Consider the following 20,546-nt stretch of genomic DNA (forward strand, 5'->3'; position numbering starts at 1 on the left):
TCAGGTGCTGACGACGGACCAGCCGTCCGTCGACGCCAGTTGCGCCTGCGCGCCGGGACGCGATTGCGACACCACTTGCATGCTGGCGCTCAGCCACAGGAACAGTTCGCGGAACTGCAAGCCTTTCAACTGCTTCACGCCCCGCTCGCCCCGGCTGGAAAATTCGCCCAGGGTATCGATATTCGCGTTGTCGCCCACGGCGATGGGGAAGATCGCCACCTTGTTCGACTGTTCCGCCGCGCGCGCCTGCTCGGCGCCATGCTGCCAGCGGTCCGTCGGTTCGCCGTCGGACATCAAAAACAGCCACGGCCGCGTGTATGCCACGCCCGCCTGGCGGAAGCGCTGCTTTTCCTGCTCGATCTCGGTCAAGGCCAGCTCGACGGCCGCGCCGGTCGGCGTGGTGCCGTTCGCTTCCAAGCGGGGCGCCGTGAAATCCATGGCGTCGCACCAGTTGCTGGCCACCACGGCTTCGTCATGCGCGCCATATTGAATCACCAGGATGCGCACGCGCTTGGCGGCGATCACGTCGGACTTGAGTTCCTGCTCCAGCAAGGCCAGGCCCTCGTTGAGCAGCGAGACGGGCTCGCCGTCCATGCTGCCGGAGCAGTCCAGCACGAGCACCAATGGCGTGCGTTGTTCGGTGTTGTCGACCAGGGCGACGTCGGGAATCATTATGGAAGTCATGTAATTTTGATAGAGTTGCGAAATAGCTTAGCCCCGAAGCTTACCCTATGGATATGTTTTCCATGTGTCCGATTGCTTCGGATGCTATAGCGAGCGGTCAAAATCGCCATTTTTCCGGGATTTTTTGTCCCCGACCCGTGCCGCCTGCCAGTTTCCTTGTCCACGCCCATCGGGCGCCTGATAACACCGCGAACTTGCCCTGAAAGCAACAACCTCGTACACTGAACCATTCCAGCCCTGCAGTAGCGGCCGGGAACAGATAGGTGGCTACTAAATTTAAGGTTAGTAATGAAGAAAATCGTTGCGGCACTTCTGCTGTTTATTTCCCCTTTCACGGCTGGCGCTTCTCCTAAAGCGTCCGAATTGGCTACCGCGCAGGTCGTTGACCAGTTCGTTCAAGGCTGTTTTATGAACTTCCCCTATCCTGAAAAATTCAAGGCTTGGTTAGCACGGCCGGGCTTTCAAAGGCTTTCAAGCATCGATGCGGCAGCATATCTGGGGGCTTACTCTGGTAATGCCTGGAACGTGCAACTCGACAACTCTCGTTTTGTCCTGACGAGTATCGGCGAGAGCGCATGCAATGTCTTTGCAAATGACTTGGACGCGTCGATGACCAGGAATCTGGTGGTCGGCTTTCTGGATTATTTGAAGACCCAGGGGGCCACCTACCAATCGAGGATTGTCACGCCGGCCAGTGCGACTGCAGGCCTATCGAGCACGAGCTATGCGGTATCGATGAACGGCCAAGTCATCATGCATTTGACTTTGACCATTGCTGCACCTGGCGCCCATCCGTTCCAGGTTGCACTGACGGCTGCCAGAGCGGAAACTTGATCGTTGCACGCGAACGTCACAGGCCGCGCTCGGCCCAAAGAGGTTGGTGACCTTGTGTTCATGCCACGGATGCAAAATCCCGCATGCTCCTGGAACGCCTGGTTGCCAAAAGTTCGTAACGGACATCGGCAATCCGCTTCAGCGCCGCATTGCAGTAACGACATGTTTGTACTATCTTGATAGTTGCCCAGGCCAGATGGCAGCAACGGCCCCGCCTCACGAAGGCGGGACAGATCGCTGTGCAACACCGCCCTTACCCAGTTCCGCACCTGCACGCCTGCGGCACGCTGATGGAATCAGTCTATGAGGGCAAGCATGGGAACAGGTACAGCAAACGCGGATGTGGGCCGACTGATCGCCGCCCTGTACGAGACGGCTTGCGGCACGGATGACTGGCCGGGACTCGACGGCGCAGCCCTGAGCAGCCGGCAATGGCAGGAACTCCTGCCGTATCTGCAACGCGCCCTGTGCCTGCAACAGCGCCTGCGCGAGGCGCAACTGGCCAGCCGCTGCGCGCTGGCGGCGCTCGACGCCATGGGTGCCGCCGTGCTGGTACTCGACGCGGACCTGGCGCTGCGCTTCGCCACGCCCGCCGGCCATGCCTTGCATGCGGCGCAACTTGCCCACGCCGCGCCGCCCGCCCTCGTGCGCGCCGTGCGCCTCGTCATCGCCAGCGCCGGCGCCGCGCCGCAATGCCAGTCGCTGCGCCTGGCGCGCAAGCAGCAAACGCCGCTGGCCCTGACAGTCACCCTGCTTGGCGCCTGCCCGCCCCCATGCGCGCTGCTGATCGCGCGCGATCCCGCACAAGCGAGCACGTCCGTTAATGCCTTGCGCCAGCTGTTCGACTTGACGCAAGCCGAAGCGCTGGTGTGCAAGGCCCTGGCGCAAGGGGCCACCATCGAGGAAATCGCCGCGCGCTGCGGCATCAGCGTCAACACCGTCAAGACCCATCTGCATCACACCTATCTGAAAACGGACACGCGGCGCCAGGGCGAGCTGATCGCGCTGATCCACGGCGCCACGGCGCACCTGGCCGTGCTCGACGCATGAGGCCGCGTCATCCGATCGGATGATGTACAGGACAACTTGCCTGCCTACACTGGCAACACCGGCCGCCCGCACCTTGCCAGTGTCACCACGGCGCGTGCGGACCAGCCGGTTTGATTTCCCTGATATCGACAATCGCCGCGTCGGCAGCGGCCGGCACCAACGTTCAAGGATGGGTAGAAAAATGAAAACATGGATCCTCGCCGGCACCCTGGGCATCTGCGCCCTGCTGGCAAATGCGCAATCACTCCCCGACAGCCAGACCGTCGTCATTCCAGGCGGACGCCTGCAGACGATCGAACTGCCGGCCCACCGGCACTTCATGAGTGCGCAAGATTTTTCTCCGTTCCGCGGCGGCTATGAGCTGTCGAACGGCCAGGTGCTCCACCTGCGCAATATCGGCAGCGTCGGCGCCATCATGTATGCGCGCATCGACGACCAGGAGGAACACCGCATCGTTGCCAGCGGCAGCAACAGCTTCGTGGCGCTGGACCGTCAACTGGCCATGCGCATCGACTTGCGCGACGATGGCAGCGTGGGCGGCGAAGTGCTGATGCTGGTGCCGGCCGAAAAACTGGCCAGCGGCGACATCGTGCCGGCCCACGTGCAAAGCATGGGCCTGGCGTTGCGTTAATGCGGCAAACCGCTTCCACATGGGGGGCAGCCGTGCGTAAACAGTACTCCGTGCAACAGCAAAACGCGCTGACCCTGGCCGCCATCAAACAGACGGCGGCCTGGTGGCGCGCGCGGCCCTTGCCCGACGCCCTGCGCGATTGCGCGGCCAGCCATGGCGTGGCGCTGGGCGCGGCCCTCATGCTCGACCTGCGGCTGGCTTTTCCTGGCATGCCCGCCGTGTACGGCAGGCTGCTGAGCGCCGAGGGGCACTTCATCCATTTCGAGATGGATCTGGACGACGACTTGCGCCCTCTGCCCGGCAGCGTGCAGTGGCAGGACATCAGCGCAGCCTATCTGCGTGCCGCACACAAGCGCGGCACGGGCGCGGGCTATGGCGTGCTGTGCCAGGAGGTTCTACAGGAAATGAATCACGCTGCGCGCTAGCCCGCCAAGCAACATATCCGGGCCGATCTCCACCGAATGAACGATGCGCCACGCCACACCTGCGCCTAGACTGGTTGCTGCCCCATGCCCGCGCGCGGCATGCGCCAGGGGGCCATCAACCGACAAGGACAAGGCCATGAAAACCATCATCCTGGGCACGCTCCTGTGCCTCGCTGCCGCCAGTACGGCAGCCACTGCGCAGACCCTGCCGCCGGAGCACACCGTCACCGTGCCGGGCAACGTGCTGCGCATCGACGTGCCCGAACACCCGCGCTACATGATGCGCCAGGATCTCAAGAAATTCGCCGGTTCCTATGAGCTGTCGAATGGCGACACCCTGGAACTGCGCCTTGCTGGCGCCCTCATGTATGCGCGTATCGGCAAGCGGGAAGAACACCGCATCATCGCCACCGACCGCAACGCCTTCGTCGCGCTGGACCGCCAGTTGAAAGTGCGCATCGACCACCACGACGACGGCAGCGTGGATGGCGAACTGGTGATGGTGGTGCCGTCGCAGACTCTGTCGGACGGCGCCAGCGTGCCCTCGCAAGTGCAAAGCATCGGTCTGGCGTCGCGCTGAGATGGGGGACACCTTGCCAGCGTGCGTGAACAGGAAACATTGCGTGCTATGATCGCCGCCATTTCCTTAAACGAATGGCAACGGCCCATGGAGCGCAATGCAGAAACCTGCCAGTAACCCGATATTCAGCGTGCTGCGGCGCGGCCTGCGCCTGCTGGCCTGGCCCCTGCTGGCCCTGATCAGCGCCGCCTGCACCAGCACCGAGCGCCATCCTATCAGCGCCCCGATGCAAGTCACCCTGCGCTTTACCTATGACGATGGCAAGCCGATGCGGCATGACGATTACCTGGCCAATGCGCGCCAGCAAACGTATATCAAACGCTGCAGCAAGATAGGCAGCACCAGTGTCTGCGACATCGGCTCGGATGTACTCTTCATGGGCGGCGACGCCCCGCTGGACGCCAACGGCGAAGTGCGCGTCACCCTGCACTCGACCGGTCCCATCGGCAGTAATCCGACCAGTCATTGCATCAAGGGCAAAGGCTACGTCTTTGATTCCGGCGACTGGAAACGCGGTCCCTTCAGCCCCGGCCAGGTGATCGAGATCCGCTACAGGATCAGCGAAGTGGACATGGCGTGCCCCTGGTCGTCGGGCACGCCGCCGTGGTGGGACAAGAGTTAAGCCAGCCAGCCGGAGCCGGAGCCGGCTTTACTGCAACTCGAACTCCGCCGGAGTCAAGCCCAGCTCGCGCGCGATCTTGCCCGCCACGCGCTGCTCGTTGGCGTCGAAATTGCCATCCGACGACGCAATCGCGATAATCATGCGCACCAGCAGGCGCGACGCCTCCGCATTCGACTTCATCTTGCCCAGCGCCTGATACGCCTTGGCTTCGCCGATGTCCTTGTCGAACTCCAGCTGGCCGACATAGTCCTGGAAAGCCTTGATGACATCGCTGGTGCTAAACACCGACAGCGCATCATTGCTTTCAATAAACTTCACCATCTTCTGCTTCTCTTCCGCGCTGACGCTGCCGTCCGCCATGGCGATCAGGGCCGATCCCGCCATCGCGGCGTTCAGGAAATCCTTGTTCTTGTACTTCAGCGCCTCGGTTTTCAGTTCACTTGCCTTGGACTTCAGCTTGGACAAAAAGGAATCGAAACTCATGGCGTACCTCCCGGTTAATTGATGCATAGCGAGCGGCAAGCCTTGCCGCTACCCAGGCTAATTGAGGGTGCAAGCTTGAAATACAAGCAAGAGATATGCAAACAACCGCAAAAGGCGACAAGCAAATGAGCGCGCCGCCCTCGCCCGTCGCCATGCTTTTCCCTTAAAAACAACGACAAACCAAGGCCAATTGAGCACGGCGCAAAGTTACATAATTTGCAGTTGAAAAATTAATAATTTCATGGCAGCATGAAATTACATTTTCTTCACTGCAAGGTTGTGATGGATAAGCAATTGCTGTTGATTTGCGCATTGACGTTCATCATCCACATGATCGGCACCCTCACCTCCAATGCGTATCGCCGGCATCCGCACGTGGCGCATCGCCGTATCATTGGCGCTGTTCAGCATTCTGAAGCTGCTGTCGCACACCTCGAGTTCCTTCCTAGACCCGCTTACCAGCCTTACCTTCGCCAAGCGAGTCGAGACAGGCATCGACCAGCACGTCGCCGCCAACACGCTTTCATCGATCGTCAACGGCGGCGCCTCCTTCATGATGGCCGTCTTCAACGACACGTGGTGTCAGGCATGAGTGATGACGTCATAGAAAGCAAGATCGAAGAATTGCAGTTCCGGCGCGCGGTGGTTTGGTTAGTCGGGAGCTGATTGGCGGGAACGGTGATTGCGCAGTTTTTGCTGGTGCCGGCGGCGATGGTGATTGTGGGAGGCGAGCAAAATATAAAAAATTCAAAATAAACAGCTAAGTGAAGGTTTAAAAACTTCGTAGCAACTTTCAGGTCAAAGCATCTTTGATGTTTTGGAGCGATGGACGATCTGAAGGCACGAGAATCGAAGCCAGCATCAACAAGTGAGGACGGCACTCAAACTTGGTTATCCCACGGGTGTTAAAGAGGAAGTGTGGCGCCTGATGGCGCTGCTGCTGCCCAAGCAAACGAAGATGGGAGGGCCGCGCAAGACAGATTTGCGTAAGGTGATAAATGCACTGCGTTACATGGTACGGTCCGGATGCGAGTGGTGCATTCTGCCCAATAATTTCCCGCCGTATCAAACAGTCTATTAATCGTTTCGGGGGCAAATGCGGCGCATACTGTTTGGTACCATTCATGACTTGGCGCTGAGCTGGATCGTATGTGCAATGATCGGAAGGTGCTGTCAAGCGCCGGCATTATCGATTGCCAGAGCGTGAAAGCGTCCGGCGCGCAAACACTATGTGATGACGCCAACAAGAAACTCAGCGGGCGCAAATGCCATATTGCGGTCGACACCAAGGGTTGCTTGCTGGCCATGAACCTGACGCCTATCGACATTGCCGTCTCCACTGGCGTCCAAATGATGATCGACGGCTTGATCAAACGCTGGCCGTAGGTAAAGCATCTGTTTGGGGATGCGGCATGCGACCGCAGGCAGTTGATGGACAAGGTCACGTTTCTCGACTTTATTGTGGAAGTAGTGAGGCATCTGCAGAGGCAGCAAGGTTTCGCTATTCAGCCAAGGCGCTTGGTGGTCGAGCATACGTTCGCATGGCTGGTGCGTTACCGACGCTTGGTGCGCGACTATAAACAGCGCATTGACGTTTCGAAAAACATGATTTACCTGGCCATAGGATCGTTGCTGCTGCGTCGACCACATTGCCGCGAAGTTATTAAACCGATCCTAAGATATTAAACTATCTCTAATCATCTTTATGGAATTTACAATATGAGCGAGTTTTTTGAAATTGCATACGCTGCGGCCTCTGGGCGCCTTTGCTTATTCACTGGAACCGGATTCTCAAAGGCAGTAACAGAAGATAAGGCGCCTAGTTGGCAAGGACTTCTTGAATTAATGTGCGATATGACAAGCGATCCCGATTCTCTTAAAAAAGCCCTATTCCCAGAAAATGGAACCCACCCTCTGAGTCTAGAAGAAGCCGCACAGATTATATCACTAGAATTATCAAAAAGAGAAATCTCAATACATGATGAAATTTCAAAAATAATTGAGAAAATAAAACCAAGTGGCGACAATTCAATAATTTCAAATTTCCTCTCAAAAAGATCATTCGAAGTTATAACAACAAACTACGATAAATTATTAGAGACACTTTCAAATGAAGGGGAATGCCATTCTATAACACCAGGACTGCCCATCCCACGTTCTCCAGCGCGAGTTCAAGTTTATCATGTACATGGATCAATCGACTCACCTGGCAATATGGTTGTCACATCAGATGATTATTTTAAATTCATCCATTCGGAATCATACTTTTCAAGAAAATTAAGTACGATTCTCCACGAGAATACTGTGGTTATTATTGGTTATTCTCTCGGCGATGCAAATTTAAAATCAATAATTAGTGATTATCAAGGATTTTCAAAAAATCACGTAATTAGCTCAAACATTTTTCTGATATCAAGATCAAAAGTCGATCAGCACATCAAAGATTATTATTCTCACTGCTATGGAATTAGGGTTCTAGATAGTTTATCAGCGCATGACTTCTTCCAAAAAATCACAGACAATATGCCTGCGGCAGAAAGATGCAGCGAAATCTCAATTAAATCGCTAAACAATGTTCTATATCATAATTACGAATTCACAGACGATTATTTGAAAATTGAAAATTCATTTTTTGAAATAATATCAGCCCTAGGAGCCATAGGAAAAAGCATTAACAACAATGATGTTGTATCATCACTTGGGAAAATAATTGAGACAAAAATTCGCCTCACAAAAGAACCGGGGGCATGGACTCAATATGAACACTTGGCAAGATGGCTTATATACTTAGCAACGATATTGGAGTTAAGAGGAAAGACAATTGAGCCAATTTATCTACATGCCGCACTACATTCAATGAAGTCAATGCGAAAAGGGCAATTCCTAGGCTATTCTTGGCATGCATACACTGCTTGGAATTCCGGTTGGTCAAAAATAATTTCAGCCAATAGGATTATTCTAAAAAAACATATTGAAAGTCAAACTGATTGGCCTGATGCCTTAGCAGTAGTAAATAGCATTTAATATTTTTAATATTAATCAATCAGATAGATGTTTCGCTTGAAAAAAAGCCGCTGTCTCCCGACAGCGGCTTTCTCATTCCTGCCTCAGCAGCAGCGCCTTGAACTCCAGCGCCGCTCTGCAAGCGAACTAATTACCCCACAAACTTCCGCGCATTCCTGAACATGCGCATCCATGGCGAGTCCTCGCCCCATGCTTCAGGGTGATACGACTGCTGCACGCTGCGGAACACGCGCTCCGCGTGCGGCATCAGCACGGTGAAGCGGCCGTCTGGCGTGGTCACCGAGGTAATACCTTCCGGTGAGCCGTTCGGGTTGTATGGATACGCTTCCGTAGCAAAGCCCTTGTTGTCCACAAAACGCATGGCTTTGGTGACCTGGGTGATGTCGCCCGTTTGCGAGAAGTCGGCGTAGCCTTCGCCGTGGGCGATGGCGATGCCGGCCTGGGTGCCGGCCATGCCGTTGAAGAAGATCGATGGGGAATCCATCACTTCGACCATGGCAAAGCGGCCTTCGAATTTCTCCGACTTGTTGCGCGTGAATTTCGGCCAGGCGTGGGCGCCGGGGATGATGGATTTCAGGTTGCTCATCATCTGGCAGCCGTTGCAAATGCCGAGGCCGAAGCTGTCCGTGCGGTTGAAGAAGCGCGCAAACTGTTCCGCCAGGCTGGCGTTGAACAGGATGGTTTTCGCCCAGCCTTCGCCCGCGCCCAGCACGTCGCCGTACGAGAAACCGCCCACGGCGATGACGCCCTGGAAGTCGTCCAGTTTGACGCGACCCGCAATCAGGTCGCTCATGTGCACGTCAACAGCAGTAAAACCTGCCTGATGCATCACGTAGGCCGTCTCGATGTGCGAGTTGACGCCCTGCTCGCGCAGGATGGCGACGCGCGGACGCACGCCGGTGGCGATGAATGGCGCGGCGATGTTGTCGTTCTGGTCGAAGGTGACGATCGGCGACATGCCCGGATCTTGCAGGTCCAGCAAGCGGTCGTATTCGGCGTCCGCGCAAGCCGGATTGTCGCGCAGGCGGGCGATGCGCCAGCTCGTTTCGCTCCACAGGCGGTGCAGGTCGGCGCGCGGCTGGGTGTAAATCAGCTTGGCGTCGCGCGTGAATTCGATCACGTCGCGGTCGTTCAATTTGCCGATGATATGGCTGCAGGCGCCCAGGTTGAAGGTGCGCAGCACATCCATGACGAGCGATTTTTCTTCCGCGCGCACCTGGATCACGGCGCCCAGCTCCTCGCTGAACAGCGCGCGCAGGGTCAGTTCGTTGCGGCGTTCCGCCACTTGCCCGGCCCAGTTCTTGGCGTCGCCCCAGTCGCTCGAGTGCTCGCCTTCCATGGTCAGCATGTCGAGGTTGACGGACATGCCCGTGTGGCCGGCGAAGGCCATTTCCGTCAGGGTGGCGTACAGGCCGCCGTCCGAACGGTCATGATAGGCCAGCAGCTTGTCGTCGCTGTTCAATTTCTGGATGGCGGCGAAGAAGCCTTTCAAGTCTTCCGCGCTGTCGACGTCCGGAGTGGCATTGCCCAACTGGCCCATGACTTGCGCCAGTGCCGAGGCGCCCAGGCGGTTCTTGCCGCGGCCCAGGTCGATCAAGATCAGGGACGTGTCGCCCTGGTCCGTTTTCAGCTGCGGCGTGAGCGACTTGCGCACGTCGGTCACTGGCGCGAACGAGGAAACGATCAGAGAGACGGGCGACGTGACGGATTTCGCCGCGCCCGTGTTCTCGTCTTTCCACGTCGTGCGCATCGACAGCGAATCCTTGCCGACGGGGATGCTGATGCCCAGCGCCGGGCACAGGTCCATGCCAACGGCTTTCACCGTGTCATACAGGGCCGCGTCCTGGCCAGGCTGGCCGCAGGCGGCCATCCAGTTGGCGGACAGCTTGATGTCGCTGATATCGGCAATCGCGGCGGCGGCGATGTTGGTGACGGCTTCGCCGACGGCCATGCGGCCGGAAGCTGCCGCGTCGATGACGGCCAGCGGCGTGCGTTCGCCCATGGCCATCGCTTCGCCCAAGTAGCCCTCGAAGCTCATGGTGGTGACGGCGCAATCGGCCACCGGCACTTGCCACGGTCCCACCATCTGGTCGCGCACGGTCATGCCGCCCACGCTGCGGTCGCCAATGGTGATCAGGAAGGATTTGTCGGCCACGGTGGGCAGCAGCAGTACTTTTTGCGCTACATCCGTCAAGTCCATGCCCGTCAGGTCGATGGCCGGGAAGTCGTTGGCCACGTGGACCACGTCGCGCTGCATCTTCGGCGGCTTGCCCAGCAAGACGTCCATCGGCATGTCGACCGGCTCGTTGCCCAGTTCCGGATCGATCAATTTGAGTTGACGCTCTTCGGTGGCCACGCCCACGGCGGCGAACAAACAGCGTTCGCGTTCGCACATGGCTTTAAATAAGGGCAGGCTTTCCGGCGCGATGGCCAGCACGTAGCGCTCCTGCGATTCATTGCTCCAGATTTCCTTCGGCGCCATGCCCGATTCTTCCAGCGGCACTTTGCGCAGGTCGAAAATCGCGCCGCGCTTGGCGTCGTTGGTGATTTCCGGGAACGCGTTCGACAAGCCGCCCGCACCCACGTCGTGGATCGAGATGATCGGATTGTCCGCGCCCATTTGCCAGCAGGCGTTGATGACTTCCTGGGCGCGGCGTTCCATTTCCGGATTGCCTCGCTGGACAGAGTCAAAATCCAGGTCGGCCGTGTTGCTGCCGGTGGTCATCGACGAGGCGGCGCTGCCGCCCATGCCGATGCGCATGCCCGGGCCACCGAGCTGCACCAGCAGGCTGCCGACGGGGATGTCGTTCTTGTGCGTGTGCTGCGCCGAGATATTGCCGATGCCGCCAGCGATCATGATCGGCTTGTGGTAGCCGAAGACGGCATCACCGTGGCTGCCGACGTTCTGTTCATACGTGCGGAAGTAGCCGCCCAATACGGGACGGCCGAATTCGTTCGAGAACGCGGCGCCGCCCAACGGGCCTTCGATCATGATTTGCAGCGGCGAGGCGATGCGCTCCGGCTTGCCGTATTGATCTGCATCGGTGCGGCCAGCCAATGGCGCCGTCACGGAAGCGGCCGTTTCCCAGCTGCGCACGGCGTCCGGCAAGGACAGGTTCGACACGGTGAAGCCCGTCAAACCGGCTTTTGGCTTGGCGCCGCGGCCCGTCGCGCCTTCGTCGCGGATCTCGCCGCCCGCGCCCGTGGAGGCGCCTGGGAATGGAGAAATCGCCGTCGGGTGGTTATGCGTTTCCACCTTCATCAGGGTGTGCGTCAATTCGGTCGATGCCGCGTATTCGTGCTTGTCGCCGCGCGGGTAGAAGCGCGAGACGGTGGCGCCTTCCATGATGGACGAGTTGTCGCTGTAGGCGACGACGGTGCCCTTCGGCTGCAGTTCGTGCGTGTTCTTGATCATGCCGAACAGCGATTTCGGCTGCGCCACGCCGTCGATGGTCCAGTCGGCGTTGAAGATCTTGTGGCGGCAATGCTCGCTGTTCGCCTGCGCGAACATCATCAGTTCCACGTCCGTCGGGTTGCGGCCGGCCTTGGTGAAGGCGGCGTCCAGGTAGTCGATTTCGTCTTCCGACATCGCCAGGCCCAGCTCGACGTTCGCCGTTTCCAGCGCGGCCTTGCCCTGCCCCAGCAAGTCGATCGATTCCAATGGGCGCGCTTCCAGGGTGCGGAACAGGTCCTTGGCGTCGTCGGCGCTGCGCAGAACGGATTCCGTCATGCGGTCGTGCAGCAGGCCGGCCACAGCCTGCACTTGCTCGTCCGTCAATTTGCCGGCGCCGATGGCGCTGCCCAGGATGCCCGATTTCAGGTTGATGCGGAAGGCGATGCCGCGTTCGACGCGCTTGATGTGCGCCATGCCGCAGTTGTGCGCGATGTCGGTGGCTTTGGAAGCCCACGGCGAGATCGTGCCGAAACGGGGGATGACGAAGAATTCTTCGGCAGCGCCTTCCGTATTGTCGGCCTGGGCCGGCTCGCCGTACGTCAGCAAGGCGCCCAGGCGCGTGCTGTCGTCGCTGGTGAGCGGCGCGCTGGCATCGATGAAATGGACATAGCGTGCTAGCACGGCAACGATCGCAGGCGAAACGGCTTGCAGTTGGCTTAACAGACGGTGGCTACGGAAATGGGACAGGGCATTGGAACCCGGCAGTATCAACATGATTGGAAGGTGGTTGATGCAGCGTGGCTGCGGGTTAAAGGTAGGTATGACAATATCTTTCGTACGGCAAATTTCCTTTGCGCGCATTATACCCGTTTTACCCCTGCCTTATGACCGGAACTTATGGCTTTCCAGCCATTTTTCCCCGGAAACCGGCAGTTTTTGCCAACTTGCAACAATAGGATCAGGCAATCACATAACGGTTCTTGCCCTGCCGCTTGGCCAGGTACAGCGCCTCGTCGGCCAGCCTGTAACTGTGGCTCAGCTCTTTGCCACGGTCCAGCTCGGTCACGCCCACGCTGATCGACACGAACTGTGCCGCATGGAAAGCCTGGCTGACGGCGGCGACCAGGGCGCCGGCGAAGGCGCGCACGGCCTCGCTGTCGCCCGCGTAGACGATGCCGAATTCCTCGCCGCCCAGGCGTCCGCACAGATGGCTTTGCGCCTTGTCCGCGATGATGGCGGCCGTGCGCATGAGCACCGCGTCGCCCGCATCGTGGCCCTGCTGGTCGTTGATGATCTTGAAATTATCGATATCGATCATCAGGAAATGCAGCATGCCGCCCTGCGGCGCGCCATGCATCTGCTGGGCGCGCTGCGTGAACATGCGGCGGTTGTTGAGGCCCGTCAGGCTGTCCTGGAAGGCCAGCCGCGTCAATTCCACCTTGGCGTGATAGTTACGCAGGCGCAATAAGCTGAAGCTGACGTTCAGCGCCAGCCCGAACAGCACGCTGACGGCGATCATCAACGGCACCCAGGGCTGGTCGGGCAAGCCGGCGTTGACGGGATACAGGCCGCGGCCCACGTTCCACCACACGCCGGCCACCACGGCCAGGTAGCTGAGACCGCCATTGAAGATGGAAGCGATGGCCAGGGTCATGAAGACACCCACGGGCAAGACCCAGAAGCTGGCGTGGTGGACAGCGTCGGCCATGGTGCGCAAGCCGAAGGTCAGCGCCAGCACGGCGCAGGCACCCGTCATGGTCAACACGGGCAAGGTGGTGCAGCGGTAGCGCACGGCCAGGCTCGCCAACATGCCCAGCAAGGCCAGCACGGCGTGCGTCAGGTTCGGATGGTAGGTCGGCGGCATCAGCAGCCAGGCCAGGCTGAAGGCGATGATGCCCATCACTTGCGTGATCAGACCGACCCGGTGCAATTCCGCAAAATACGTATGCTGCTGTTCGCTGTTGCCGCCAAAGGCAAGGGGAACGGCAATGCGCCGCAAGGTAGACAGTTCAGGAACGCGCATGACGGGTATCGACACCAGAGAGGGATAAAGCGCCCGTTAAAGCCTTGCGCATGCCTTGCCGCGACGTGGTACGGCATGCAACAGGTGTTGCATTTTAGAATACTATCATGGTAGTCAGGGAATGGCCGGAAAAACAGGCGCCCGCACTGTCGCAAGAGGCGCTCGTGTCATGAAATACAACGCCGGACGGCGCCAGACGCGCCTGCCCTTGCGCACGGCACCCGATTGCATGCATATTGCTGGCAGTGTCGCCCGGCTTTGCAGTATGCTGATAAAAAACAATACTGCCAGGCAAATACATATAAGAAGAGTTCCCGCAAATGACCGAACAGATGAACGAGAGCTGAACCATGCCAGAAACTAGCGACTTATCTGTCCTGATCGTCGACCCGAACCCCAGCATGCGGGGCAATCTGCACAATATGCTGAACCAGGCCGCCATCACCAAGGTGGAATATGCCGTCAATGCCGGCACGGCCATCCGCTTGCTGACGAAGAAACCGTTCGACATCATCCTGTGCGAATACGACCTTGGCAGCGGCACGGACGGCCAGGATGGCCAGCAATTGCTGGAAGACTTGCGCCACCATAAGCTGATCGGCCTGTGGACGATCTTCATCATGCTGACCTCGGAAGCCATCCACAGCAAGGTGATCAGCGCAGCCGAGCTGACCCCGTCCGACTACATATTAAAACCGTTCACCGTCGACGTGCTGAGCGGCCGCATCGCTCGCGCCATCGAGCGGCGCGCCGTTTTCCTGCCCACGTATCAGCTGATCGACAAGGGCGACTTGCGCGAAGCCGTGAAAAGCTGCCGCGCGGCCGAACTGCAGCACCCTCGCCTGGCGGCCGATTTCGCCCGCCTGCGCGCCGAACTGCACATCAGCCTGGACGAATGGAAGGAAGCGGAACAGCTCTACGCCGACATGCTGGCCACGCGTCCCATGGCCTGGGCGCACCTGGGCCTGGCGCGCACCCTGTTCGAACAGCAGCGCCACGAGGATGCGCAGGAAGCGCTGCTGGAACTGGTGGAGACCTATCCCCGCTTCATGGCCGCCTACGACTTGCTGGCGCAAAACCATGAAGCCATGGGCCAGCAACTGCAGGCCAAGAAAATCCTCGAGGACGCCGTGGCCATCTCGCCGCACATGGTACGCCGCTTGCGTCACCTGGGCGGCATCGCCTTCGACACGGGCGACATCGGCGCGGCCGAACGGGCCTACAAGCAGGTCGTGACGAAAGCGAAGTATTCTGAATTCCGCGACCCGGAAGACCACGTCAACCTGGTAAAAACGCTGGTGAAAAAGGGCGACGCGCCGCAAGCGAGCGGCGTGCTGCGCGACATGGAGCGCTCCCTGCGGGGCAGCGCCAACGTGGAAGCATGCCGTGCCATCTCGGCCGCCATGCTGCATGAACTGTCGGGCAACGACATCGCCGCCGCCACCGAACTGCAACTGGCCGCCGCCGCCCTGGACGACGCGCGAGGTCTGTCGACGCAGCTGAAGGTGGGCCTGGTGCAAAGCTGCCTGAAGAACAACCTGGAACAGGCGGCGTCCGACGTCATGATGAAACTCGTCAACGAAGCCGACAGCGACGTGACGATGGAAGCGGCCGTCGACGTATTTGAAAAAGCGGGCCGCCACGACCTGGCGCAAGGCATGGGCCAGCAGATCACGAACCAGGTGCAGGAATTGATGCAGGATGCGGCCAGCAAGGCGGAAAGCGGAGAACTCAAGGGCGCCGTCTTCGTGCTGCGCCAGGCCCTGCGCAAGACGCCGGGCAACCTGCCCGTGCTGTTCGCCTCCGTCGAGGCCATCCTGCGCCAGCTCAACATGCTGGGCTGGGAAGCCCCGCTGGCTGAACAGGCGCAACACCAGATGCAAATCATCCGCAAGATCGACCCCAGGCATCCGCAGCTGGAGTCGCTCAAGCAGCAGTATGCGGCCACGCAGCACAAGTATGGTATTGCGACCTGACTCTTGCCTGCCGACTGCCCTGTTTAAATGCCGGGATCGGACCTTGAGGTCCGCCCCAGTCCTTGCTTGCGGGATTGGCGCGCCGGGCCAAACCTTTTTATTGCCCGGAACGCAAAGATCTCATACGCCGGACTGTGTCGAAAAGGATTTAGATGGCTGCTGACGTAGCTTTCGTCGAAGGCCCCCTCAAGTTCCAGCTTTGGTTTGCAGAAGTAGACCCGATAGATCTTGGCGTCCAGGTCCGGCTTGAAGTTGAGTATGCAAGTGGTAGCCAGAGTTTCAACTGGACTGCCGAGCACCTTTGGTTTGAGTACGGCGCCCTCGTTCAATTCGAAAATGCACTGCGTGACGGCAGCGGCGCGGGACTGCATGACATGAGCGAGTACCCAATACTTCACTTCGAACGGCATTCATCTCACGAGTATCTAACGATCAATCCTCGTTCGGAAAGGCAGTCACAAGATGGTGACAATATCGCAATTCGTCTGAAGATCAATGCCGGGTCAATGCTTGCGCTGTATTCAGCGCTCAACAAGTTCGGCAAATGGTGGTGACGCGATCACGTCCGCTTTGGGGCGGAACTTGCCAACGACGGCAACCGGGCAGAGGCGGCCGGTCAACATTCTTTCACGACGCTAAAAATGTAGCTATATAGAATTATATTGCGCCCACCGTCAGGCTTGACGGATTCCGGGTTCTAACGGTTCGCGCTCGTCACCGAAAATGCTGGAGATGCTTTACGCTAGAATGTGATGATGAAGTGAGCGCCATCGTTGATCGGGCGGGCGTAGCGCACAGTTCCGCCGTTCAACTGAATCAGCTGCCGCACCATTGCAAGACCGATACCGCCTCCCTGTTTTTTGGTCGAGAAAAATGGCGTGAATATTTCCGCCGCCACCCCATCGGGAATGCCGTGTCCATTGTCGCGCACATCGATACGCAACCGGCCGCCCGTGGTGAAGTGCGCGTCGACGGATACTTGCGGTGCCAGACTCGCTGCAGTCGCGTCCACCGCATTCTGAAGCAGGTTAACCAGGGCTTGCTCAATCTGACCCGAGTCAGCCCGTAGTGACAGCGTGCTGGATGCGACGACGAAAGTCGCTTTTCCTCCACGCGCCTGCCATCCCGGTGCAACCAAGGCCGACAAACGTGCAAAAAGGTCTTTGACCAGGAAGCGTTGCGGCTGTGGCCTAGGCAGGCTGGCCAACATGCGGTAATGGCTGACGAAATGGCCCAGGCTTTCAGCGCGACGGCTTATTGCGTCCAGCGCGACGTCAAGGTCGGCAGCCAGGTCGGGAGCAAGAGCGCCTGCTGCCTCGGCGAGCAGAGTGCGCGACGTTTGCGAGAGCGACGCCACTGGTGTCAGTGAATTCATGATCTCATGGGTCAACACATGGACGAGCTTGCACCAGGCCTGTGTGGCCTCGGCGGATAGTTCGTTCTCCAGAGGCAGCAGTGCAACGAGGGACTGGGGCGCACCATCGACGGTCAATACATTGCGGACGGCCAAGGCACGCTCGGTCCCATGCTCACTATCGAACTGAACCAGTGTCCGACTGCCAACGGAGAGGCCAGCCAATGCCGCATGCAGGGGAACTGTATCGGTGACGCGCCCTGGTGCCAGGAGGCGCCGCGCGCTGGCATTCAACGGTTCCATATTCGCCGGCGTCATATTGAACAACGGGACCGGCGCATGTTCGAGGCGTGCTTCCAGCAACAGGAAGCGGAGGGCCTCAGGCGCTTGAAAAGGCTTAGACGGTGACTGTCCCTCTGGCGTGATGGCCATGCCATGCTCCATGGCATACCGAATCAGCGTTACTGCAATCAGCACTGTCAGGACGAGCAGGACGATGGCACGTGTTCCGACACCATCAGTCCCTTGGTGCAGTGCGCCGCCCACCCACCCTGCCGAAGCCAGCAGTATTCCGCCAAGGAGGAGGCAAGCCTGTCTACAAGCCATGTTTATCCAGCTTTCGATATAGCGCTGCCCGACTTACGCCAAGGGTCTTGGCAGCCCGGCTGATATTTCCTCTCATTTCGAGCAGCGCCGCGGCAATGGCGTCACGCTCGAGCATGCCGAGCTCACGCGGGACACCGATGGCGACAGGAGGTGATAACACAGGCGCAGCTGCTTTCGCCGCAATGCCAAAATCGGCCAGCACATAGACGGCATCACGCCCGAGGATGACGGCGCGTTCACAGGCATGGCGCAGGGAGCGAACATTGCCTGGCCATGCATCCGCGCATAGCGCATCGAAGGCAGCCGCGGCGATGGCGCGCGCGGGTTTGCGATATTGCTGCTCGTAGTGAAACAAATAATGGCGCAGCAAGTCCGGAATGTCGCCAGGACGCTCACGCAAGGGCGGAACCCGCAAGACGATCGTATTCAGGCGAAACAGCAGGTCTGTGCGAAAAAGCGCAACGTCGTTCAGCCGTTCTTCTTCGAGATTGGTTGCACTCACAACGCGCACATCGATGCCCTCGGGCGTATCCGCGCCAAGGGGCGTCACCTGGCGTCGTTCGAGCACTGTCAGCAGCTTCGCCTGTGCTGCCAGTGGCATGTTGCTGATTTCGTCAAGAAACAAAGTGCCACCGCACGCTGCCTGGAAGCGGCCTGCGCGGTCATTGCGTGCATCGGTGAACGCGCCGCGCCGGTGTCCGAACAGTTCGCTTTCGAGCATCGCCTCAGGCAAGCTGCCCATATCAACCGCGAGGAACTGCCGGGCTGCCCGGTGGGAAGCCCGGTGAACGGCGCGTGCTACCAGTTCTTTGCCAACGCCATTTTCTCCGAGGATCATGACGTTCGCCTCGGTGGGCCCCACACTGGCGATCATGTCACGCAATGCAGCCATCGCGTTCGAGCTTCCGAGCAAGCCGTCGGCGTCGGTTGGTGCCGCACCAGATGCGTCAGCAGGAAGAGGCGAACGCATGGCCCATCGCGCAAAGGCCGCCTCGACGGCATGCACCAGGCGCACGTTATCCCACGGCTTCGTCAGGAAGTCACCCGCGCCGCCCTGCATCGCCGCAACGGCCAGAGGAACGTCCGCGTACGCAGTAATGGCAATGATCTCGGGTGAGTTGGGCAGCGCCCGCAACTGCGCCAATAGTTGCATGCCTTCGCCACCATTCGTTCGTCCCGCCGAGAAATTCATATCGAGCAACACGACATCAGGACGATTACTTGCGAGCCATGCCGGTAACTGACCAGGGTGGTCAAGCGTTGCGACCTGCGCAACGTGCCGGCGCAGCAGCATACGCGCTGCCAGCGCCACGTCTGCATCGTCATCGAGGATCAGTACATTTGCCTGCTTGCCGGACATTGGAAATAAAAGAATTCACAAAACTCGAGTTTATCAGCATGCTTTGCATGATTCCACAGCGCGATATCACTTTGCCAAAAGTGTCCGGATGTGGACAGTTTGCATGTGCGATTGCGAACGAATGAGTGGGCAAGTGAAAAAAGTAACGGTCGATTGGTCCGAAACCGCGTGGCACGGATGTTGCTGTATTAAAATCATGATAACAGACCACAGCGCAAGCTCATCTCGCCCTACCGGGGCGGCAATGGACCGACCGATCCTACGCCAGCGTAGCCGGCGCCGGGTCATGGTAATGGCCACGTTACTCTTCCTGATTGGGTTTGCCGCACTGGCCTGGTGGCTGTGGCCGCGCGGACTGCAGGTACCCGCCGCCAGCGTGCGCATCGCTGTTGTCCAACGCGGTGTCCTGCGTGACGACGTGGCCGCGCGTGCGACCGCCCAGCCGCTGCACTCGGTCGTGCTGGATGTGGTGGAAAATGGCCGGGCTGAAGAAGTGATGGTGCGCGATGGCGCGCTGGTTCGCCAGGGCGAATTACTGTTCCGACTGTCGAATCCACAGCGCCTGCTGGAGATGCTTGCACGCGAGGCTGAGCATGCGCAGCAGATTTCGAACTTGCTGAACCTGCGCCTCGCGGGTGAAACCAGTCGGGCGGACAGTGCGCGCCGCAGCGCCGACCTCGCGTTTGCTGTCGCTCAGGCTGAAAAGCAATTTGCGAGGAGCTCGGCTCTGGCCAAGCAGGGTTTCGTATCGGGCGCCGCCTTGGAAGAAGTGGCGGACCAGCTGGCGCGGCAGCGCCACGCGCTAGCCAGCGAAGACGCCGCCGGCAGGAGCGAAGCGACCGCCAGACGGGACGCCATCGGCCAGATTGCTCAGGCCGTCTCTAGACTGGAAGATGGCTTGAAACTGGTGAACGCCGGCGTAGATGCACTGGCAGTGCGCGCGCCCGTTGCCGGCCGCCTGGCAGATTTCAAATTGCAGGTGGGTGAAACTGTCCGGTCAGGACAGCGCCTCGGACGCATCGATGACATCGCGCAATTTTGTTTAGCGGCCCAACTTGACGAATACTATTTGCGCCGCCTTGCCACGGGACGGCCGGGGATAGCGGTGATCGATGGCCGGACCCAGCGCGTGGCTGTCAGCCGCATCTATCCGCAAGTGAGCGACGGAAAATTCACGGTTGAGTTGACGTTGCTTGATGGCCAGCCGGTGACTCTCAGCCCAGGCCAGAGCGTGGACGTCCTGATCACACTGGATGCTGCGCGGACTAGCTTGTTCCTTCCCAATGATTCATTCAGTAATGACACAGGCGGAGCCTGGGTATTTGTCCTGGAAGCCGATGGCGTACAAGCAAAGCGCCGGGCCGTGCGCATAGGCCGACGCAGCAGCACGCAGATCGAAATACTCGCCGGCCTTGCTGTCGGCGAGCAAGTCATCGTGTCGTCTTACGCGCCGTATGCCACGGCGCAGCATCTTCATCTCACCCACTAACATGTCTATCA

17 protein-coding genes and 1 pseudogene are annotated in these 20,546 nt (G+C 59.1%); 12 read left to right on the forward strand and 6 right to left on the reverse strand.

Annotation, left to right across the window (positions count from 1 at the left end):
- A complete protein-coding gene (locus CBW66_RS12460) occupies positions 1–684 on the reverse strand; it encodes a VWA domain-containing protein (protein WP_086138019.1) in 684 nt (227 codons plus the stop codon).
- A 288-nt stretch (positions 685–972) separates the two neighbouring features.
- Between CBW66_RS12460 and CBW66_RS12465 the strand changes: the two genes are divergently transcribed.
- The 6 genes from CBW66_RS12465 to CBW66_RS12490 all read left to right on the forward strand — a co-directional run bounded on the left by CBW66_RS12465 (position 973) and on the right by CBW66_RS12490 (position 4,826).
- Entirely contained in the window at positions 973–1,518 is a 546-nt protein-coding gene (locus CBW66_RS12465) for a hypothetical protein (protein ID WP_086138020.1), read from the forward strand.
- Positions 1,519–1,833: 315 nt separating this feature from the next.
- A complete protein-coding gene (locus CBW66_RS12470; protein ID WP_139841633.1) occupies positions 1,834–2,568 on the forward strand; it encodes a helix-turn-helix transcriptional regulator in 735 nt (244 codons plus the stop codon).
- Positions 2,569–2,749: 181 nt separating this feature from the next.
- Positions 2,750–3,199, forward strand: a complete 450-nt coding sequence (locus tag CBW66_RS12475) for a hypothetical protein (RefSeq protein WP_086138022.1) — start codon at positions 2,750–2,752, stop codon at positions 3,197–3,199.
- 50 nt (positions 3,200–3,249) lie between these two features.
- On the forward strand, positions 3,250–3,624 hold the full coding sequence (locus tag CBW66_RS12480) for a hypothetical protein (RefSeq protein WP_139841634.1): 375 nt from the start codon (positions 3,250–3,252) through the stop codon (positions 3,622–3,624).
- A 136-nt stretch (positions 3,625–3,760) separates the two neighbouring features.
- Positions 3,761–4,204: a hypothetical protein gene (locus CBW66_RS12485; RefSeq protein WP_086138024.1), complete on the forward strand. Its 444-nt coding sequence runs from the start codon at positions 3,761–3,763 to the stop codon at positions 4,202–4,204.
- Between the two features lie 97 nt (positions 4,205–4,301).
- Positions 4,302–4,826: a hypothetical protein gene (locus CBW66_RS12490; RefSeq protein WP_086138025.1), complete on the forward strand. Its 525-nt coding sequence runs from the start codon at positions 4,302–4,304 to the stop codon at positions 4,824–4,826.
- A 27-nt stretch (positions 4,827–4,853) separates the two neighbouring features.
- Here CBW66_RS12490 and CBW66_RS12495 read toward each other — a convergent pair whose 3' ends face one another.
- Positions 4,854–5,309 carry a tellurite resistance TerB family protein gene (locus CBW66_RS12495; protein ID WP_086138026.1) on the reverse strand — a complete coding sequence of 152 codons (456 nt, stop codon included), beginning with the start codon at positions 5,307–5,309 and terminating at the stop codon, positions 4,854–4,856.
- A gap of 352 nt (positions 5,310–5,661) precedes the next feature.
- Between CBW66_RS12495 and CBW66_RS29405 the strand changes: the two genes are divergently transcribed.
- The 3 genes and pseudogenes from CBW66_RS29405 (at position 5,662) to CBW66_RS12510 (ending at position 8,333) form a co-directional block, all read left to right on the forward strand.
- On the forward strand, positions 5,662–5,901 hold the full coding sequence (locus CBW66_RS29405; protein ID WP_230492306.1) for a DUF2837 family protein: 240 nt from the start codon (positions 5,662–5,664) through the stop codon (positions 5,899–5,901).
- A gap of 276 nt (positions 5,902–6,177) precedes the next feature.
- A pseudogene (locus tag CBW66_RS12505) lies at positions 6,178–6,995 on the forward strand (IS5 family transposase).
- A 33-nt stretch (positions 6,996–7,028) separates the two neighbouring features.
- Positions 7,029–8,333, forward strand: coding sequence for an SIR2 family protein (locus CBW66_RS12510; RefSeq protein WP_086138027.1), 1,305 nt, complete (start codon positions 7,029–7,031; stop codon positions 8,331–8,333).
- Positions 8,334–8,463: 130 nt separating this feature from the next.
- Here the strand turns inward: CBW66_RS12510 and purL are convergent, their stop codons facing one another.
- Both purL and CBW66_RS12520 read right to left on the reverse strand, forming a co-directional pair.
- The gene (gene purL / locus CBW66_RS12515) at positions 8,464–12,501 is read right to left on the reverse strand and encodes a phosphoribosylformylglycinamidine synthase (protein WP_086138028.1); all 4,038 of its coding nucleotides are present in this window, start codon (positions 12,499–12,501) and stop codon (positions 8,464–8,466) included.
- A gap of 184 nt (positions 12,502–12,685) precedes the next feature.
- Complete coding sequence (locus tag CBW66_RS12520; protein WP_139841635.1) at positions 12,686–13,750, reverse strand: diguanylate cyclase; 1,065 nt, start codon at positions 13,748–13,750, stop codon at positions 12,686–12,688.
- A gap of 350 nt (positions 13,751–14,100) precedes the next feature.
- Here CBW66_RS12520 and CBW66_RS12525 point away from each other — a divergent pair, with 350 nt between their 5' ends.
- Positions 14,101–15,726, forward strand: coding sequence for a response regulator (locus CBW66_RS12525; protein WP_086138030.1), 1,626 nt, complete (start codon positions 14,101–14,103; stop codon positions 15,724–15,726).
- Between the two features lie 152 nt (positions 15,727–15,878).
- The gene (locus CBW66_RS28445; protein WP_086138031.1) at positions 15,879–16,280 is read left to right on the forward strand and encodes a hypothetical protein; all 402 of its coding nucleotides are present in this window, start codon (positions 15,879–15,881) and stop codon (positions 16,278–16,280) included.
- Between the two features lie 188 nt (positions 16,281–16,468).
- On the opposite strand, the gene CBW66_RS12535 is transcribed toward CBW66_RS28445, so the two are convergent.
- Positions 16,469–17,512 (reverse strand): PAS domain-containing sensor histidine kinase, encoded by a 1,044-nt coding sequence (locus tag CBW66_RS12535; protein WP_230492307.1) that lies wholly within the window; start codon positions 17,510–17,512, stop codon positions 16,469–16,471.
- A 163-nt stretch (positions 17,513–17,675) separates the two neighbouring features.
- Positions 17,676–19,046 (reverse strand): sigma-54 dependent transcriptional regulator, encoded by a 1,371-nt coding sequence (locus CBW66_RS12540; RefSeq protein WP_086138033.1) that lies wholly within the window; start codon positions 19,044–19,046, stop codon positions 17,676–17,678.
- Between the two features lie 292 nt (positions 19,047–19,338).
- Between CBW66_RS12540 and CBW66_RS12545 the strand changes: the two genes are divergently transcribed.
- Complete coding sequence (locus CBW66_RS12545) at positions 19,339–20,535, forward strand: efflux RND transporter periplasmic adaptor subunit (RefSeq protein ID WP_230492308.1); 1,197 nt, start codon at positions 19,339–19,341, stop codon at positions 20,533–20,535.
- Positions 20,536–20,546 lie beyond the last annotated feature (11 nt).

The sequence above is a fragment of the Janthinobacterium sp. GW456P genome (assembly GCF_002127655.1).
Classification (GTDB): Bacteria; Pseudomonadota; Gammaproteobacteria; order Burkholderiales; family Burkholderiaceae_D; genus Janthinobacterium.

Coding starts and splice junctions, on each gene's coding strand:
- CBW66_RS12460 (WP_086138019.1), bottom strand. CDS start 684: ATGACTTCCATAATGATTCCCGACGTCGCCCTGGTCGACAACACCGAA.
- CBW66_RS12465 (WP_086138020.1), top strand. CDS start 973: ATGAAGAAAATCGTTGCGGCACTTCTGCTGTTTATTTCCCCTTTCACG.
- CBW66_RS12470 (WP_139841633.1), top strand. CDS start 1,834: ATGGGAACAGGTACAGCAAACGCGGATGTGGGCCGACTGATCGCCGCC.
- CBW66_RS12475 (WP_086138022.1), top strand. CDS start 2,750: ATGAAAACATGGATCCTCGCCGGCACCCTGGGCATCTGCGCCCTGCTG.
- CBW66_RS12485 (WP_086138024.1), top strand. CDS start 3,761: ATGAAAACCATCATCCTGGGCACGCTCCTGTGCCTCGCTGCCGCCAGT.
- CBW66_RS12490 (WP_086138025.1), top strand. CDS start 4,302: ATGCAGAAACCTGCCAGTAACCCGATATTCAGCGTGCTGCGGCGCGGC.
- CBW66_RS12495 (WP_086138026.1), bottom strand. CDS start 5,309: ATGAGTTTCGATTCCTTTTTGTCCAAGCTGAAGTCCAAGGCAAGTGAA.
- CBW66_RS29405 (WP_230492306.1), top strand. CDS start 5,662: ATGCGTATCGCCGGCATCCGCACGTGGCGCATCGCCGTATCATTGGCG.
- CBW66_RS12510 (WP_086138027.1), top strand. CDS start 7,029: ATGAGCGAGTTTTTTGAAATTGCATACGCTGCGGCCTCTGGGCGCCTT.
- purL (WP_086138028.1), bottom strand. CDS start 12,501: ATGTTGATACTGCCGGGTTCCAATGCCCTGTCCCATTTCCGTAGCCAC.
- CBW66_RS12520 (WP_139841635.1), bottom strand. CDS start 13,750: ATGCGCGTTCCTGAACTGTCTACCTTGCGGCGCATTGCCGTTCCCCTT.
- CBW66_RS12525 (WP_086138030.1), top strand. CDS start 14,101: ATGCCAGAAACTAGCGACTTATCTGTCCTGATCGTCGACCCGAACCCC.
- CBW66_RS28445 (WP_086138031.1), top strand. CDS start 15,879: ATGGCTGCTGACGTAGCTTTCGTCGAAGGCCCCCTCAAGTTCCAGCTT.
- CBW66_RS12535 (WP_230492307.1), bottom strand. CDS start 17,512: ATGGCCATCACGCCAGAGGGACAGTCACCGTCTAAGCCTTTTCAAGCG.
- CBW66_RS12540 (WP_086138033.1), bottom strand. CDS start 19,046: ATGTCCGGCAAGCAGGCAAATGTACTGATCCTCGATGACGATGCAGAC.
- CBW66_RS12545 (WP_230492308.1), top strand. CDS start 19,339: ATGGCCACGTTACTCTTCCTGATTGGGTTTGCCGCACTGGCCTGGTGG.